Below are 18,466 nucleotides of genomic sequence, written 5' to 3' on the forward strand. Positions count from 1 at the left end.
GGTTTTGCAAACGACTAGGTCGTTTTGCGCAACGCCTCCCACAGGGTCCGAATGCGGGCACCCATGTCCACGCTCCCGGGGTTGAGCAGCCACTGAAGCTGAAGCCCATCGGCGGCAGCGACCAGCAGGGACGCGATTCCCTCGGGATCCAGTCCCGCAGGCAGTTCGCCTGATGCCTGATGGACCCTTACGTCTTGTGCGATCTCGTCGAGCAGCCAGCGGTACCGCTCGGCGAAGAAGCCGTGCGCGACGCTGGCATCCTGTGCGCTCTCCGCCGACATGGCCACGAAGAGCCGGACCAGGCCTGGCTCTTCCGAGTTGCGGTCAACGGCCCGCATGAGGCGATCCACGGAATGCTTGTGCGAGCGCTCGTCTGAGTCAAGACTGCGATCGTCTCGACGGCGAAGCACCTCCAGGAAGAGCTCTTCCTTCGTGCTGAAGTGGTGGAGCAGGCCGGCCTGGCTCAGCCCGGTCTGCCTGGCGATCTCGCGTACCGACGTGCGGTCGTAGCCGTTCTGCGCAAAGACTTCCATCGCAGCGTCAAGAATCTCGTCACGCTTGGCGACGCCCTTCGCATAGGGTCCCCGCGCTGCCATGGCGCCATGCTACGGCATGCTCGAGGGTTGAAACTAGGTCAGTGAGTGGTTTTCCGATAGCCTGGGCGCGATCAAGGAGGCGTCACGCCATGTACGAAGAAGTCTTGTCAGACGTGGACGAATCGGTGCTGGCTGACCTGTGCGCTCGTTTGACCCTGGAGGAGAAGGTCCTCCTCCTCACGGGCCGGGATTCGTGGTCGACACATCCACTCCCGAGCATCGGCCTGCGATCGATGGTGCTCTCAGACGGGCCCGCAGGCGTGCGCGGCGCGACCTGGGATGAGCGCTCACCCTCGGTGAACTTCCCGTCCCCGTCCGCGCTCGCGGCGTCCTGGGATCGGACGGTCGTTCGCGCCGTGGGTGAGCAGCTGGGCCGCGAGGCTGCCCGGAAGGGCGTCGATGTCGTCCTCGCCCCAACCATCAACATCCAACGGAGTCCCTACGGCGGACGCCATTTCGAGGCATTCAGCGAGGATCCGCTCGTGACGTCGGAGTTGGCCGCTGCGTACGTCGCGGGCATCCAGTCACAAGCCGTCGGCGCCACGGCGAAGCACTACGTTGCGAACGACTCGGAGACCGACCGGTTCACGGTGGACGTGCAGGTCGACGAGAGGTCTCTGCGCGAGGTGTACTTGCGCGCGTTCGAAGGGCCGGTGATCGACGGAGGGGCATGGCTCGTGATGAGTGCCTACAACTCGGTCAACGGGGCTCGCGCGACCGAGAACGAACTGCTCCGCTCTCCGCTGGAAGACGACTGGGGGTTTGATGGCGTCGTCGTCAGTGACTGGACTGCGGTCCGCTCGCTGCAGAGCGCGCAGTTCCCGCAGGATCTTGTGATGCCGGGGCCGTCGGGGCCGTGGGGCGACGCTCTTGTCCGCGCGGTCCGCGCCGGCGAGATCGATGAGCGGATCGTCGATCGGAAAGTGATCCGGATGCTGCGGCTCGCTGGACGTGTCGGAGCCATCGACGGCGTCGCGGCGTCGCCGATCACCGAGGTTTCCACGGATGCGCGCGCGACGGCTCGGGTAGCGGCGACAGCGGGGAGTGTCTTGCTGCGAAATGAAGCGATCCTCCCACTTGCGGCGCCGGCATCGATCGCGCTCGTTGGTGAAGGAATGCGCCACCCACGAACCCAGGGCGGCGGCAGCGCAACCGTCATTCCGGCAGAGGTCGTAACGCCGCTCGGGGCGGTCACGGCCCGCTTCCCCGACTCCACGACGACGTGGTCTCTTGGAGCGGTCGTGGGAACAGGGCTGTCGGATCTGCCACTCGATTCATTCCACGCACCGGATGGCACCCCGGGTATGCAGGTCGTGTACCTGAACCAGCACGGCGAGATCCTCGCAAGCGAGACGCGACGCGCATCAGAAGTGGTCTCATTCGAGGCCGAGTCCCTCGCGCTGCGATCTGCCGTCATCGAGCTGCGACTGGCCTACCGCCCGGAGGACCAGCATCCGACTGAGTTCCCGTTCGGCGTGGCGGGTCTGTGCGACTTCGAGGTCTTCGTGGATGGCGCCCTTGCGCACCAGGGACGCTTGCGCACCGGCCCCGGGGACGATCCCGCAGCGGCGGTGCTGCATCCGCCGTCGACATCGTTCCTGCTCCCCCGAGCAGGCGAGGAAGTAGCGATAACTGTTCGCCTGCGTCCCGTCGAAGGCGGCATCCCCGACGCCTTATCGTTCCGGGTCGGTCTGCCGCCGCGAGACGACGATCCGGATGCCCTCATCGCGCAGGCCGTATCGGCCGCGGCCGCGGCAGAGATCGCCGTAGTCATGGTCTCCACTTCACCCGAAGTCGAGTCCGAAGGGTTCGACAGGACGACGCTCGCCCTGCCAGGGCGTCAGGATGATCTCGTCCACGCAGTAGCAGCGGCGAATCCTCACACGATCGTCATCGTGAACGCCGGCTCGCCGGTGCTGATGCCCTGGGTCGACGATGTCGCTGCAGTCCTTGCGATGTGGTTCCCAGGGCAGGAAGTCGGTGCCGCGCTGGCCGACATGCTGAGCGGCGATGCGGAGCCTGGCGGGCGTCTCGCAGTCACGTGGCCCGCGGACGAGCAATCGGTGCCTGTTTCGAACGTCACGCCCGACGATGGCAGGCTCGCGTACACCGAGGGCATCCACGTCGGATACCGGGCATGGCTTCGCACAGATGCCACCCCGGCCTTCGAGTTCGGGTTCGGACTCGGCTACGGCCAGTGGGCTCTCACCGATGCGAACGCACCTGAGCGGGCGTCGGCGGGATCGGATGTGGACCTGAGCGTCACGCTTGCAAACACCGGGTCTCGCATGACGAAGGCTGTCGTCCAGGTCTACGTCGAACGCGTCGAGACCAGCAGCATCGACCGACCTGAGCGGTGGCTGGCCGCGTTCAAGGCGACGGGGATCCCTGCGGCCGAATCCCGGCACCTCCGAATCACGGTGCCGGCACGGGCGTTCGCGACGTGGACCGCCGACGGCTGGGTTACGGAACCCGGCGAGTACCGACTCGTGATCGGCACGTCGGTCGCCAAGGAGCTCCAGTCGATTCCGATTCGCCTGGGATAAGCCCTCCCCCCGGAGGCGCTCGGGTAGGGGCTCATCTGACGTGTGTCAGATGAGCCCCTACCTCTTTGCGGGAACTGCTATCCCTTGATCGCGCCGGATGTCATGCCCGCAACGATCTGCCGGTTGAAGAAGATGTACATGACGAGCGGCGGGATCGTGATCAGGAGGATGTCGGTGAACAACAGGTTCCACGTTGTCTGGAACTGGCTCTGGAAGTTGAACAGGGTCAGTTGGACTGTGGCGTTCTCCTCCCCGGGGAGGAAGTAGAGCGGATTCGCGAAGTCGTTGAACACTGCGACCGACTGAACCACGATCGCCGTGACGATCACACTCTTCAGCAGCGGGAAGCCGACCTGGAAGAACAGCCGGATCGGTCCGGCGCCGTCGATCGTCGCTGCCTCGTCGAGTTCACGTGGGATGTTCGACACGAACGCGCGGAACAGCAGGACGCAGAACGACATGCCGTAGGCGACCTCGATGAGGGCCAACCCGAACAGGGTGTTGAAGATCCCCAAGCTCTGCATGATCCACGCGGTCGGAACAATTGCGGGCGGCACGATCAGCCCCGCGAGGATGAAGAAGGTGATCACCGGGTTCCAGCGGGAGGGGCGTCGCGCGAGGACCCACCCGATCATCGCGGAGAGCACCACCATGATCGACACGGACAGCACGGTGAGGATCGTGCTGTTGATGAACGCGGTGATCAGCATGTAATCGCGCGTCTGGAAGACGGTGACGATGTTCTCCAGGAGGACGAAGTCGACCGGCCAGGTGAACTTGAGCGTTGCGGAGTCCTGACCGGTCTTGAACGACTGCAGGACGATGAAGGCGAACGGGACCAGGAAGACGACCGCCGAGACGAGGACAGCGAGGCCGCCGGTGACGTGGCGTGTGACAGCGCGACTCATAGGTCCGTCTGCTTTCGGTTGAGCCACCAGAACAGGGGCAGGATGATCGCACTGACGACGACGAAGAGGACGACGTTGCCCGCGGTGGACAGGCCGAAGAATCCGTACGCGTATTGCTTGTAGATGACGGACGCGAGGACGTCGCTCGCGAAACCGGGCCCGCCGCCGGTCATGACCCAGATCAACTGGAACTCGCGAAGGCCGCCGATGAGCGACAGGATGATGACCGTCGTCGTGGCGGGGCGTACGAGCGGGAGAGTGATGTTCCAGAAGCGGTGCCATCCGCTGGCGCCGTCGACTTTCGCAGCCTCGTAATACTCCTGCGGGATGGCGACCAGACCGGCCATGTAGATGAGCGCTGCGAGGCCGACGCCTCGCCACACGTCGACCGCGATGATCGAGTAGAGCGCGAGATTCGGATCGGTCAACCAGCCTGGCCCGTCGATCCCGACCCATGCGAGCGCCTGGTTGATCGCTCCGTCGTACGGATCCATGAGCGCCTGGAACGTGATGCCCACGCCGACCGTGCTCACCAGAACCGGGAAGAAGATGACCGCCCGCAGATATCCACGTGCCCAGATCTCAGACGTGAGGAGGACGCCGATGAGCAGCCCGAGCACGATCTTCAGGCCAGAGGTGAGTCCGCCGAAGATGAGGGTGTTGACGAAGCCCTTGCTGAGCTGCGGGTCCGTGAAGAACGTGACGAAGTTGTCGAAGCCGATGAACTCGACGTCGAACAGCGTCCATCGTGTGAAGGCGTAGTAGAACGACGCGAAGGTGGGTGCGATGAACAGCACGAGGAAGATCGCTGCGCCAGGGAGCACGAACCAGTGCGGATACATGGCGTTGGCATATCGGCGGCGCGGTGGGCGCTGTCCTGGGACGGTGACCACCGCCTCGGTGCTGTCGGGGGGTGCGAGAGTGGCCATAGTAAAACCTTTGTTACGGCGGGGGCCGCCAGCAAGCCGACGACCCCCGCAGTGAATGGAACGGCCTACCAGCCCTCGAGGCCGAGCTGCTGAGCCTGCTTCGTGGCGTCATCGTCGTACAGCTCGGCACCACTCTGACCGTCACGGACGCCCGAGCCGACCTCGACATCGATCTGCATCAGGTTCGGCCCCTTCACCGGCGACAGGAACTCGAGCGCGGGTGCAACCTTGCCAGCCTCGAAGTAGGGGGCCCAGTCGGCCACGATCCGAGGCGCCTCGTCCGGCACCGCGCAGCCCTCGACGAGGTACTGACCGGTCGCGCCGAGCGCGCCCGTGATCGCGTCGCAGCCTTCCGGGCTGGCGACGAAGGCCATGAACGCCTTGACCGCCTCCGGGTGCTCGGTGTTTGCAGGCGCGTAGAGCGCCGGCGGCATCCAGACGGTCATGCCAGCGTCATCTGCGGAGTCTCCGGGGATCCCGAAGAAGCCCACATCGTCGGCGTTGTCCGGCCAGTTCGTCGCGATCGTGGCCTGTGCGAATCCGAGCATCGGGTAATGCCCCGCCTCCCCGGTCGCGATGGCCTCGAGCCCATCGTTGAGCAGCGCCGAGGCGAAGTCCTCGTTGACGTAGCCGCCGTCGTAGATGTCCTGCAGCTTGGTGAAGCCTCCCACCGCCACGGGGTCGTCCGCGAAGTTGACTTCGTTCGCCGTGTACTTCTTCGCCCAGTCGTTGTCGCTCGCCCAGACGTTGTAGAAGTCGGCCAGCGTGACGATCTGGGATGTCCACGCGTCGCCGAACGTCAGCTCAACCGCAGTGTGGCCGGCATCGCGGATCGCGTCGGCGTTCGAGAGGAACTCGTCCCAGGTCGTCGGAACCTTGAGACCGAGCTCCTCGTACATCGGGATGTTGTAGAAGAACCCGCCGCCACCAGCGGTCTGGACCGGGACACCGAAGACGCCTGTGTCGGTCGACACTGCCGCCACCCAGGCGTCGTCCAGCCCCGAGACGAAGTCCTCGTCGGCGATGTTCAGCATCGTCTGGTCGGGGTTGAGCGCCTGCAGCAGCGAGCCACTGTTGTACCAGAACATGTCGGGCATCTCGTTCGTCGCGAGACGCGTCTTCATGAGGTTGTCCAGCGCGGCCGAGTCACTGGGACCCGATGCGTCGACCTCCACCACGATGTCCGACTGCGAATCGTTGAACGCAGTCGCCAGCGCCTCAGCGGTGGCGATGTTGGTCTCGACTCCCGACCCCTGGAACCACTTCAGGGTGACCGGGCCTTCCGGGTCTGCTTCTCCGCCGCCGCCGGAGCAACCGGCCAATGCGAGTGCTGCTATCGCGACGCCTGCCAGAATGACTGGCCGCGATCCGCGTGTGATTGAAGACATCCTTACCTCCTTGTAGGGCCCACTTCCGGGTGCATCGGCGCTGATCTGAAAACTAGTCAACGACGGGCTTTCGGCAATACTAAATGCGCTGCGCCGTCTCCGTCAATCCACTCAGTGATGTGTTTTCGGCAAGTTGGGCCGCTATCAGCGAGCCGAAAGTGAAACGATCCAAGCCCGGAACTCCGCGCACGTTATTGTCGTCCCCCTTTCGACGAGCCGATCGCCGATGGGGTCAGATATCCGCCCGCGTCAGACCCGCGCGATCTCAAGTCGCGAGATCGCTGCTTGAATCGCGACAGCGGCCGCTCCGCGGGCCCACGCCAGAAACCCCGACGTATCTACGTGCACCTCGAGCGGGTCTGCGAGTGGATCACGGTCCGCGGCGATCGCCGCACTCACGCGGTCTGCCGCGACGGAGTAGAGCTCGACACCCTCGCCCGCGAGGACGACGGAGTGCTGCATCGTGAGGTTCGCCGCAAGTGCGATAAACCTCCCCAGAGCGTCGGCGGCTGCGTCGATCACAGCGGCCGCTGCCGGGTCGCCGGCGCGCGCGAGGTCAAGTGCCTCGCGATAGGTCACCTGCCGCTGCAGCGCGGTCGTCACCTGCGTCGCGATGGAGCCAGATGTCAGCATGGCCTCCGCGCATCCCCGGTGGCCGAGGTGGCAGAGGGGCCCGTTCGCCGCCAGAGGGATGTGACCGCCCAGCCCGAGGCCGGCCTCTCGCGAGCGTACGACGGCGCCGTGCACGATCAAGGCATAGCCGACGCCGGCACCGATCGTGATGACAGAGAACCCCGCCATCCCGCGGCCAAGACCGAACCAGCGCTCGGCCTCGGCCAGCGCGATCAGGTCGTTCTCCACGGTGACGGCGACTCCCAGCCGCTGCGCGAGCACCGATGCGATGTCGACGTCAGTCCAGCCGAGGAACGCCGCCCGCTCCACCATGCCGTCACGAATGCTGCCACCGAGGCTGACTCCCAGACCCGTCAGCCCCGAGACCTGCAGCTCGTCGACGGCCTCGGCGATCGCATCGACAACGGCGAGCGGATCGGGGTCCTCGAGCCGCTTCTCCGCCCTCGCCAGGACGGCGGCCCTGATATCGGTGGCCACGGCGTAGAGACGATCGCCGGTGAGCTTGACGCCGATGAAGCGCCCCGCATCCGGGGCCATGTCCAACGGCTTGGTGGGACGACCCACCGACCCATCCACGACGTCATCCAGCTCGATGAGGATGCCGTAGTCGAGGAAGGGTTTCGTCAACCGCGTGAGGCTCGCGGCCGAAAGTCCGAGACGCCGCGTCAGCGCGCTGCGTGAGATCGGGCCATGAATGAGGACCGCCTCGGCGAGCGCTGCTTCGCTGTCGGTGAGCATGGTCCTCCTCCGCTGATTGGTTCCATCCTGGCACGAAGAATTGCTCTCAACGCCGCGCAAGCGATGCAGAGAAAGGCCTTGCCAGGCTAATTAGTTCTGTAGTAGAAATAATCCATGGCATCGGACGGAGGGGCAGTAGGCGTGGAGACATCGGCCCTCAGTGCCGCAGCGGTCGCGCCGAGCCGAGTCCTGCACCTCCACCGAGGGGGCACCAGTGTCGTCATCGACGTCGACGCGGCCTTCTCGCCGGTGATCGTGCACTGGGGTGAATCGCTCGAAGGCTCGGCACCTGACTCACTTGCGTCGCTCGCGATGGCCGCGCGGCCACAGCGTGTCTCGGGCGGCCTTGACCGAACGCCGCGCCTGTCGCTCGTCGCGACTCCTGCATCGGGATGGCTCCACACGCCCGGGCTTGAGGGCCATCGCAATGGAGCGGGGTTCAGTGCCCAGTTCGAAGTGGCCGGGCTCCAGTCCAATGACCACCGCGCTCTCTTCTCACTCACCGACCCGGAGGCTCGCCTCGCCGCCCAGCTCGAACTTCGCCTCGGCCCCAGCGGGCTGCTGCATCAGCGGATGACGCTGCGCAACACCGCCGACACGGCGTACACCGTTCAGTCCATGCTCCTCGGCTTCCCGGTGCCGTGGGACGCGACCGAACTTCTCGACACCACTGGACGCCATCTCAGGGAGCGCAGTCCGCAGCGTCGGCCTTTCACTTTCGGGACTCATCTTCGTGAGAGTCGCCGCGGGCGACCCGGCGCGGACTCGACGCTCTTGCTGGCGGCGGGCCGCCCGGGATTCGGCTTCGAGGCCGGGCGGGTGCATGGCATCCATGTCGCGTGGAGCGGGAATCACCGCGTTCTCGCGGAGCGTGTCGCCACCGGTGAGGCGTTCCTCGCCGGTGGTGAGCTTCTCGCACCTGGCGAACTCATCCTGGAACCCGGCGCCACAGCGCAGACACCGTGGGTGGTCGGGTCGTGGGGTGATGGCCTCACCGAGCTATCGCACCGCTTCCATGGTGAGTTGCGCCAGCGCCCCCAGCATCCGCACCGGCCCCGCCCGATCACGCTCAACACCTGGGAAGCGGTGTATTTCGATCACACACTCGAGAAGCTGACGGCACTCGCGGACGCCGCGGCGGATGTCGGCGTCGAACGTTTCGTCCTCGACGACGGTTGGTTCACCGGTCGACGAGACGATACTGCCGGGCTCGGCGACTGGTTCGTCGACGAGGGCGTGTGGCCCCACGGGCTTCATCCCCTCGTCGACCATGTGACCGCCCTCGGTATGGAGTTCGGACTGTGGGTTGAGCCCGAGATGGTCAATCCGGACAGCGAACTCGCCCGAGCGCATCCGGACTGGATCCTGCGCGCACGGATGTCGCTCCCCCCGGCGGCTCGACAGCAGCAAGTTCTGGACCTCGCGCACCCGGAGGCGTACGCCTACGTGGCAGGTCGCCTGAAGGCGCTGCTCGACGAGTACCCGATCGCCTACCTCAAGTGGGACCACAACCGAGACCTCGCCGACGCCGGCAGTGGCCCGGGCGGTGTCGCTCGCGTGCGTGAGCAGACCCTCGCCCTCTACCGGCTGCTCGACGAGCTCAAGTCGGCGCGGCCTGGCCTGGAGATCGAAAGCTGCGCCTCGGGCGGAGCCCGCGTGGACCTCGGGATCCTCGACCACACTGACCGGATCTGGACGAGCGACAGCCTCGACCCGCTCGAACGCCTCACGAACCAGCGCTACACCGCCCTCGTCGTGCCCCCCGAGCTGATGGGGATGCACCTCACCAGCCCCGTCGTGCACTCGTCCGGTCGGACCGTGGCGCTGGGGCTGAGCGCTGCCGTCGCGCTGTTCGGTCACTTCGGCGTCGAGTGGGATCTCACCACTGTCGACACCCCGACCCGGGAATCGATCTCGCAATGGATCGTGCTGGCGAAGCGGATCCGATCCACGATCGCCACCGGCTGGACGATCGACGTCGACGGGACGGATCCGGGGATCGACGTGCGGGGGGTGGTCGCCGAGGACCGATCGAGCGCGGTATTCACCATCACGCAGACCGAGACGACGGTCGCCTACCCGCCAGGCCGCATCCGTCTTCCCGGGCTCGAGCCCGATCGCCCCTATCTCCTGGAGATCCTGTCGCTGGGCGACGAGAGCCACGACCCCGGCCAGTCGGCCCTCGAGTGGGCACAGCATCCCACCGTCCTGACCGGCCGGATGCTGGCCGCCACCGGGATCCGCCCACCCGTCCAGCTCCCGCAGCAGTCCACCGTCGTACAGCTCACCGCACAGCACTGAAACCCCGCACGAGCGCAAGGAGGCGCCGATGTCATCCACATTCAGAGTTCACAAGCGCGTGTTGGCCGCGCTGGCGACCGCCGGCGTGATCGTCACGCTCGGAGGCTGCGCCTCCAGCGCAGAGTCCGGCGTCACCACCCTCAACTTCTTCCAGTTCAAAGGCGAGGCGCTCGAGGACTTCAACAAGATCATCGCCGACTTCGAGGCCGAGAACCCCGACATCAAGGTGGTCCAGAACCAGGTCGCCGATGCCGACACGATCATCCGGACACTGCTGGTGAAGGACAAGGCCCCCGACGTCATCACCCTGAACGCGAACGGCGGCTTCGGCAAGCTCGCCCAGTCCGGGGTGTTCTACGACTTCTCCGATGAGCCCGTACTGCAGACGATCAACCCCGCCGTGCAGGAGATCCTCGCCGAACTCGGCAACAAGGAGGGCGAGGTCAATGGCCTCGGCTACGTGAACAACGCCAACGGCGTGATCTACAACCAGGACATCTTCGACGAGCAGGGCCTCGAGGTCCCCGAGACGTGGGACGAGTTCATCGCGGTCTGCGACGCGCTGCAGGATGCCGGCGTCACCCCGTTCTACGGCACACTCGCCGACTCCTGGACCGGGCTGCCGTCATTCAACGCGCTCGGCGCGTACCCGGCCCAGGACGGGTTCTTCGACCAGATGCGGGAGGAGGGCGAGAACGTCGGGCCGGACTCCGAGGTGTCATTCCAGAAGGACTTCGCGCAGGCCATGGACCAGCAGTTCCAGCTCTTCTCCTACATGCAGGACGGATACCGGGGCATGACGTATGACGACGGCAACGCGGCATTCGCCAACGGCGAGGTGGCGATGCTGCTGCAGGGCATCTGGGCGATCAGCCCCGTCAAGGCCATCAACCCCGACATCAAGGCAGGCATCTTCCCCTACCCCGCGGCAGACGATCCAGACGACCGGCTGCTCGTCTCTGGTGTCGACGTCGTCGTGACGATGGGCAAGAACACAGCCAAGCGGGAAGAGGCACTGCGCTTCATCGACTACCTGTTCGACGTCGGCGTCATCGAGGACTTCGCGGCGTCGCAGAACATGGTCCCCTCCGTCGAGGGAGCCCAACTCAGCGACGACCCCGCACTGCAATCGGTCAAACCGTACTTCGACGAGGGCAGGATCACCGGGTTCATCGATCACCAGATCCCACCCAGCATCCCGCTCGCCGCGATCGACCAGCAGTTCCTCTTCAGCGGCGACGCCGAGGCAGCGCTCGCCACTCTCGACAGCGAGTGGGCCAAGGTGGCCGCCCGCACCATCCCGGTGACAGGAGAATGACATGACCACCACCATGACGGAGGCCGTGCGCGCCTCGTCGACGGGAGGCGTCGCGAAGAAGCGCGCCGGCCGCACAAGGAGCGACTCGAAGCGGGCGATGCCCGCCTACTACTGGATGGTGTGGCCGGCGGTCATCGCGTTCGCGGGATTCCATACCCTGCCAGTGCTGATCGGCATCTTCTTCAGCTTCACCAACTACGCCGGCTACGGCGACTGGAACTTCATCGGGCTGTCCAACTACATCAACCTGTTCAAAGACAGCAGGGTGCTGCAGGCCTACGGCTTCTCGTTCCTGTTCGCGATCGTCGCAACCATCCTGACCAACGCGATCTCGCTCGCGATCGCTCTCGGGCTGAACGCCAAGATCAAGGCGAGGAACTTCTGGCGGGGCGTGTACTTCGTGCCCTACATCCTGGCGATCCTCGTCATCGGATACGTCTTCCAGTTCTTCTTCTCGAACTCCCTCCCGAAGATCCTCTCCGGGATCCCGCTGTTCGCCGACAACATCCTGACGAATGAGACGTGGGCGTGGACGGCGATCGTCGTCCTGGCCGTATGGCAGGCATGCGCGTTCGCGATCATCATCTACCTGTCGGGGCTGCAGACGATCCCCGCCGAACTCTACGAAGCAGCATCGCTCGACGGCGCCAGCCCCTGGCGGCAGTTCACCTCCATCACCTTCCCACTCATCGGCGCGTTCTTCACGATCAACGTCGTCCTCAGCCTCAAGGGCTTCCTGCAGGTCTTCGACCCGATCGTCGCCCTCACCAACGGTGGTCCCGGCACCGCCACCGAGTCAGTGACGCTGCTCATCTTCCGCGGCGGCTTCTCCGGCGGAGAGTTCGCCTACCAGACCGCGAACGCCGTGATCTTCTTCATCGTGATCACGATCGTCTCGCTCTTCCAATTCCGTGTCCTTCAGCGCAGAGAGGCCGATTTCTGATGACCACCGCAACCAACGTCGCCCCGCAGCTCGGCAGCGCCTCCGGCGCCGTCACCCTCAAGCGACGCCGCCGGCGCGGCGGTGACGAAGACGACACCCGCAAGACCAACTGGTGGGCGACCGCACTGATCGCGGTCTGCTCACTGACCGTCCTCGTCCCGCTCTACCTCGCCGTCGTGGTCGCCCTGAAGACCCCGGAGCAGCTCACGGCAGGCACCGGATTCGAACTCCCCAACCCGATCCGCTGGGAGAACTTCCCCGAGGCATGGGAGCGCACGAACTTCCCCCAGGCCCTGGCGAACACCGCACTGATCACCGTCGGCTCCGTGGTGTTCACCCTGCTGACCAGCTCGGTGGTCGCCTACGCCCTGGCCCGCAATATCCACCGGCCCTTCTTCAAGGGAGTGTTCTTCTACCTGCTCGCCGCGCTCTTCATCCCGTTCCCGATCATCATGCTCCCGCTGGTGAAGCAGACCGCGATCCTGGGACTCGACAACCAGGTCGGCATGATCCTGCTGTACACGATCTACGGGCTGTCGCTGAACATCTTCATCTACACCGCGTACATCCGCTCTATCCCCATCGAGCTCGAAGAGGCGGCACGCGTCGACGGAGCATCCACCTGGCGCGTGTTCTGGCAGATCATCTTCCCGCTGCTCATGCCGATGAACGCGACTGTCGGGATCCTGACCTGCGTGTGGGCCTGGAACGACTTCATCATGCCGCTCGTGGTCCTGACCGATCCGAGCTCACGCACGCTGCCGCTCGCCCAATACGTGTTCCAGGGGCAGTTCAACACCGACTACACCGTCGCGTTCGCGTCCTACCTGATGGCCATGGCACCGCTGCTGATCGTCTACATCTTCTCTCAGCGCTGGGTCATCTCCGGGGTCACCCGAGGCTCGATCAAGTAGGGCCGAACGGGATCAAGAAGGGCCAGCTTGACGCCTAGGTCCGAGTCGGCGCGTTGTCCGCGTCGCGACAGTCACTACTCCTCCACTGGACCCAGGAGTGGACCCGTGACGAAGTTCGCGGTGAGGTCCACCATCGGCTCGAGTTCGACGACCGCGACGGTGTTCGGGCCGGACCTCGTAACCGGCGCCGGTACGTACAGCGTGCGCTGCGGCCCGTTCGCCCAGTATCGGCCGAGGAAGAAGCCGTTGACGAATACGAACCCCTTTCCCCACCTGCCGGCGTCCAGGAAGAGGTCGGCCGATTCGGCCAGATGGAAGGAGCCTCGTAGCGCAGCCGGGCGCGAGGTGGTCGACTCTTCTCGCGAGATGACCGGAGCAGTGGCAGCCTGCGATGCAAGGGCGGCCACTTCGATCGGCGTGACGATCCACGACCGCAACGGCTGCCCCTCTAGCGTCGGAACCCCGACGATCCCCTTCGGCTCACCAAGCCGCGCGTCGTAGTTGACGCGGCCCTGCTCTTCAACGAGCAGCGAGAGTCGCCCGGCCGGGACGACGAGGGCCCGCTCGCCACGCGTCCGATCGAGAATGCCGACAGGACGGTCGTCCACGCTCACCCACGCTCGATCGCGCACCTCGTCGAATGCAAGCAAGCCCGCCTCGGGAAGCACCGTTTCGTACCGGACGAGAGCGCTGAGGTGACCTAAGCCATCGAAGCTGGGCGGTTCCTCGAAGGTCTCTTCAAGGGCCGGCGGGAGGGTGAGGGCATACGGCTCCAGCGCGACACTGACCTCCGGCGCCGAGCGAACCGGAGGCGGCACCTCGTCCGGCACGGGCGCGTACTTGGCGATGACGTCGCGGAAAGCGAAGAACTTCGCCGTCGGGCTCCCGGCTTCGTCAATGGGGGCATCGTAGTCGTACGAGGTGACCAGGGGCAGGTAGCGCCCCTTGTCATTCGCCCCGTTCGTCAGGCCGAAGTTCGTGCCGCCGTGCACCATGTAGAAGTTGACCGATGCGCCGGCTGCCAGCAGTGTTTCCAGCTCGGATGCCGCGGCCGCCGCATCCGTCGTGTGATGGATGCCGCCCCACCAGTCGAACCATCCGTCCCAGAACTCCGAGCACATCAGCGGACCCGTGGGCTGGTGCTCGCGGAGCGTGGCGAGTCGCTCGGCGGACCGAGACCCGAACGATCCCGTCAGATGCAGACCCGGGAGGCTTCCATCGCGCAGCATCTGCGGGGTGGGCTGGTCGACAGTTGTGAGGGGCACGGTGATACCGGCGGCGCGGGTGACGCGCACAAGCTCTGCGAGGTACTCCTTATCGTTGCCGTAGGCACCGTACTCGTTCTCGATCTGCACGAGGACGACGTTGCCACCGCGGCCGATTTGACGGGGTGCGACGATCTCGTAGACGTTGTCGAGGTATCGCGTGACTTCGGCGAGGTAGTCGGGGTCGGACTGCCGGAGCGCAACGTCGCGCATGCCCGTGAGCCAGACGGGGAGGCCTCCGTTGTGCCACTCGGCACAGATATAGGGCCCGGGACGCACGATCGCATGCATCCCCTCCGCCGCGACCAAGTCAAGAAAGCGGCCAAGATCGAGCGCCCCGGAGGCGTCCCACTCTCCGCGGCGGGGCTCGTGAGCGTTCCACGCGACATACGTCTCGATCGAGTTCAGGCCCATCAGCCGCGCCGCGTGGATGCGTTCTGCCCATTGATCGGGGTGCACTCGGAAGTAATGGATGGCGCCGGAAAGGATGCGGTGCGGCTCGCCGTCGAGCAGGAAGTCGGTCTCGCCGATGGTAAAAGTGGGCACGGAAGCCTCTCGGAAAATGAGGGCGGCCGTTGGGGGCGGCCGCCCTCGCGGGGGGATCACTGTTGCCAAGGCAATGCTGACGACCGCGGGGCGCAAGGACACGTCCCGCGGTCGTCAGTTTCGCGTCAGCTGACCTTCACCGTGATGGTGGAGGACTTCGCCGTTCCGATCGAAGAGGAGCCGTTGTAGGTGACCGTCACCTTGTGCGTGCCCGTCTTCAGCTTCGGAAGACTGATCGTCGCCTTGCCGTTCATCAGAGTGACCTTCGCCTTCAGGGTCTTCGACCCCTCCTTCACTGTCACCGTGCCGGTCACCGGCGCCTTGGAGGAAACGGATACCTTCACCTTGGGCGTAGTCGACGACTTGATCGTGCTGTCCACGAACGAGGCCTTCACCGTCGCGGCAGCCTTCGCGACACTCAGCTCCGCTGTGTCGGTCGACGCCTCAAGAGCCGCATTTCCGGAGTACCGCACCTCGAGTGTGTACTTTCCGGGAACCAGCAGCGCCTTGTTCAGGTTGATGGTGACGCGCCCGTTGGAAAGGGTTCCCGATCCAACTTGAACCGCACCCGCAACGACCTTGATTGTTCCTGTTGCTGTTGCCGACCCACCGGTGACACGAACCGTGATGGAGTTCGTGTCGTAGAACCTGACGGACGAATCTGCGATGTTGGCCGCGGTGAGCGACTTCGTGAGCGTCACGCCGGCTTTCGGGACGACCGCGGAAGCGGCGGTCTCGACGTTGCCTGCCCTGTCGACGCTGCGGAACTGGACGACCGTCTGGTCAGCGCCAACTGTCACCGGTCCCTCGTAGGTGACCCAGCCGCCGTTCGCGACATTGACCTCAGTGCGTCCGACACCACTGGTGTCGTCGGCGCTGCGGATGGTGACAGTGCGCGCCTGCTCGTCGACCGTTGCCGCCGAGACCGGAGTCACGCCGTCGATCCGGACGACCTGATCAGTCACGCCCGACACGTTGCCGACAAAGTCGGTCGCGCGGACCTTGACGGAGTGCGTGCCATCGGTCGACAGTTCGACCGGCGCCGTAGCCTCCGACCACGCACCCCCGTCGACGCTGACCTCGACCAGCGGGGAGGCATCCAGTTCGTCGGTCGCGCTCACGCTGACCGACACTTCGCCGGTGTACCAGCCATTGTCGCCCGTGGGGTTCGACGGGTCCACGACAACCGATATTGCGGGCGCGTCGGAGTCAGCGGCGAGAATCGTTGCCTCATCCCACTGCAGCGGCGCGTCCTCGTATGCGACCGCGACGCGGAACGTCGTGCTCTCCGGGAGCGAGTCCGGCAGGGTGACCGTTGCCCGCTGCTGTGCGTCCAGAGCAACCGCGCCCAGATCCACGGCCGGCTCGGACCCGACGTACAGGAAGGCGTGGGCCGTCGCACCCGCGTGACGGGCGGCGCCGCTCGGCGTCGCCGCCGACGCGTCGACCTGGATGGTCAGCGCGCTCACCGACGGGTCGCTCGAGATGAGCTCCGTCTTCTGGTTGCGGGCCGTCAGCTCTGACGCCGCCGGGGCGACGGGAACGAGCAGCCACTCCTGCGAGCCGTCGGACGCCGCCAGCTGAACGGTAGCGGGGGATCCATTCGACACCCCGGTCAAGAACATGTTCGAGTTGACAACCGAACGCAGCTTGACGTAGCCGTCGGTGGTCGGGATGAACCGCCACGCACCCGTGGTGCTCTCGTCGACCCACTGCGCGATCCGCTGACCAGCCGTGGCGTTCCCCGTCCACACCGTTGCCGAGCGTCCGCCCGACTGGTTGAGGAGAGTGATCGATCCACTCGTCTTCGGAACCACCTGCCACTGTTGGGTCACCGACCCGTTCGGGTTCTCCTGAACGATATCCGGCGTGTTGGCGTTGCCCAGGTTGGCGTCGTTGGTCTTGCCGCCGGTGCCCAAAACCTGCCCCGACTTGCGGTTCACCAACTGGTAGGTGAGACCGTCCGAGCCACCGAAGTCGATGTCGGCGTGACGGATGACCGGGAGCGTGTTCGCGCCGCCCCAGATCGACTGCAGGATCAGTACGCGTCCGGTGCCTGCAATGGGCGTCAGGTTGCGGCTATAACCCCCGGCGAGCGTGGTCTGGTACTCGGTCCACGGTCCGGTGCTGCTGCCGTTGTTCGTCCACACGCTGCCGCTGCCGCTGGAGTTGTAGGCCAGTCGCCCGTCGGGGAGCGAGACCAGGACCGGGCTGCCCGAGTTGTTGAGCGACCGGCTGCCCGTCACACGCGTGAGCGTATTCACGTTCACGCCGTCCGGGTCGGCGTCACCGAAGAAGTTGTTCGGGTCGGTCGACAGCTTGTAGCGGTTGCCGTTGCCGTTCGCGAAGAACTCGAAAGTCATCATGAACTTGCCGTCGGTGGTCTCGACGACGTTGGTCATGCCAGGTCGACCGCCACCGATCTGGACCTTCCCGTTGCCGCGGCTGACCTGGTTGCCCCAGGCGTCGACGATGGGGGCGCTCCATGCGCCCACGCCGTCCCACGACCGGTGCGCCAAGATCTGGATGCCGGCGTCGGAGGCCGTGTCATTGTCCGGGTCCTCGACGAGCACGCCCGTCGCAGGGTCGAATCCCAGGTAGTCGTTCTCGTCGGAGAAGTAGGTGATCAGCTTGCCGTTGTGCGCAAACAGGTAAGGCTCCCACACCGGATCGATCTGACCGTAAGTGTTCGCCCCGGCGATGCGGGTGCCGATCGCACCGGCGCTACCGCCCTGCCATCCACCTTCGGTGACGATGTTGACGAAGTCCCAGGATCCGCCCTCATCGGTGCTCTGGAAGAGTGCGATGGCGACGTTGGCACGGTCGCCGTCGTTGTTGGGGATCCAGGCGGGTTCGTTCGCCTTCTGCTCGAGGTAGTAGGCGTCCTCACCGGAAACGACCGACGCGAGCAGCAGGGTGCCAGCCTTGAGCTCGCCGACGTCCTCCGGGAGGACGTAGAGATACGGGTTGGTCCAGTTCGACAGGTACTTGTCCATGGCAGGGTCGTCCGACAGGTCGGACGGCGGAGCCACCTCGCTGATCTGCTCCCAGCTGTCGCCATAGTCGTCACTCGCAAAGATCGGGAGCGTCTGACCGGTCGCTCCGCCCGATTCCTGCACGAGCGAGCGCTCGAACGTCATCACGAGACGGCCGCTCGGCAGTTGCGCCGATTTCGGGTAGACGATGCAGTTGCCCCGGCCCTTCAGGCAGGGGTCGTCGGGAAGCGAGAAGATCACATCTCCCGTCGGTTCGTAGCCGCTGGCGGGCAGCGCAACCAGCATCGGCGCGGACAAAGCCGCCAGGATGATGCCTACGCCCAGCCCATTTCTTAGCCTTTTCATGACCTCTCCTTCGAGGTGTGAGTTCACCTGACGCGGGCGCGACAGGTACCGCCGGCAGGGGTTGACTCCGGCGACGATCGAGGGAGCGTGGACTAGTCCT

General features: G+C 65.4%; 12 protein-coding genes. 5 read left to right on the forward strand and 7 right to left on the reverse strand.

The features are described 5' to 3' along the window. Window positions 1-14: 14 nt before the first annotated feature. Complete coding sequence (locus Microterr_RS14820) at window positions 15-596, reverse strand: TetR/AcrR family transcriptional regulator (protein WP_263797049.1); 582 nt, start codon at window positions 594-596, stop codon at window positions 15-17. A gap of 89 nt (window positions 597-685) precedes the next feature. On the opposite strand from Microterr_RS14820, the gene Microterr_RS14825 reads away from it, so the two are divergent. Next, window positions 686-3,142, forward strand: coding sequence for a beta-glucosidase family protein (locus Microterr_RS14825; protein WP_263797048.1), 2,457 nt, complete (start codon window positions 686-688; stop codon window positions 3,140-3,142). A gap of 77 nt (window positions 3,143-3,219) precedes the next feature. Here Microterr_RS14825 and Microterr_RS14830 read toward each other — a convergent pair whose 3' ends face one another. From Microterr_RS14830 to Microterr_RS14845, 4 genes are all read right to left on the reverse strand, one after another. Further along, entirely contained in the window at window positions 3,220-4,050 is an 831-nt protein-coding gene (locus tag Microterr_RS14830; RefSeq protein ID WP_263797047.1) for a carbohydrate ABC transporter permease, read from the reverse strand. Continuing rightward, on the reverse strand, window positions 4,047-4,979 hold the full coding sequence (locus Microterr_RS14835; protein WP_404810175.1) for a carbohydrate ABC transporter permease: 933 nt from the start codon (window positions 4,977-4,979) through the stop codon (window positions 4,047-4,049). The genes Microterr_RS14830 and Microterr_RS14835 overlap by 4 nt, the downstream gene beginning before the upstream one ends. A gap of 65 nt (window positions 4,980-5,044) precedes the next feature. After that, a complete protein-coding gene (locus tag Microterr_RS14840) occupies window positions 5,045-6,367 on the reverse strand; it encodes an ABC transporter substrate-binding protein (protein ID WP_263797046.1) in 1,323 nt (440 codons plus the stop codon). 249 nt (window positions 6,368-6,616) lie between these two features. Further along, window positions 6,617-7,798 (reverse strand): ROK family transcriptional regulator, encoded by a 1,182-nt coding sequence (locus Microterr_RS14845; protein WP_263797045.1) that lies wholly within the window; start codon window positions 7,796-7,798, stop codon window positions 6,617-6,619. A gap of 54 nt (window positions 7,799-7,852) precedes the next feature. Between Microterr_RS14845 and Microterr_RS14850 the strand changes: the two genes are divergently transcribed. Genes Microterr_RS14850 through Microterr_RS14865 form a run of 4 tightly spaced genes read left to right on the forward strand, consistent with a single transcriptional unit; the run spans window position 7,853 to window position 13,214 of the window. Continuing rightward, complete coding sequence (locus Microterr_RS14850) at window positions 7,853-10,039, forward strand: alpha-galactosidase (RefSeq protein ID WP_263797043.1); 2,187 nt, start codon at window positions 7,853-7,855, stop codon at window positions 10,037-10,039. 28 nt (window positions 10,040-10,067) lie between these two features. After that, on the forward strand, window positions 10,068-11,357 hold the full coding sequence (locus tag Microterr_RS14855; protein WP_263797042.1) for an ABC transporter substrate-binding protein: 1,290 nt from the start codon (window positions 10,068-10,070) through the stop codon (window positions 11,355-11,357). Window position 11,358: 1 nt separating this feature from the next. After that, a complete protein-coding gene (locus Microterr_RS14860) occupies window positions 11,359-12,300 on the forward strand; it encodes a carbohydrate ABC transporter permease (protein ID WP_263797041.1) in 942 nt (313 codons plus the stop codon). Next, a complete protein-coding gene (locus Microterr_RS14865) occupies window positions 12,300-13,214 on the forward strand; it encodes a carbohydrate ABC transporter permease (RefSeq protein ID WP_263797040.1) in 915 nt (304 codons plus the stop codon). The genes Microterr_RS14860 and Microterr_RS14865 overlap by 1 nt, the downstream gene beginning before the upstream one ends. A 74-nt stretch (window positions 13,215-13,288) precedes the next feature. Here Microterr_RS14865 and Microterr_RS14870 read toward each other — a convergent pair whose 3' ends face one another. Beyond that, window positions 13,289-15,025: a glycoside hydrolase family 35 protein gene (locus Microterr_RS14870; RefSeq protein WP_263798869.1), complete on the reverse strand. Its 1,737-nt coding sequence runs from the start codon at window positions 15,023-15,025 to the stop codon at window positions 13,289-13,291. A gap of 125 nt (window positions 15,026-15,150) precedes the next feature. Next, the gene (locus Microterr_RS14875; RefSeq protein ID WP_263797039.1) at window positions 15,151-18,393 is read right to left on the reverse strand and encodes an OmpL47-type beta-barrel domain-containing protein; all 3,243 of its coding nucleotides are present in this window, start codon (window positions 18,391-18,393) and stop codon (window positions 15,151-15,153) included. Window positions 18,394-18,466 lie beyond the last annotated feature (73 nt).

It is taken from the genome of Microbacterium terricola, assembly GCF_027943945.1.
Taxonomy (GTDB): Bacteria; Actinomycetota; Actinomycetes; order Actinomycetales; family Microbacteriaceae; genus Microbacterium; species Microbacterium terricola.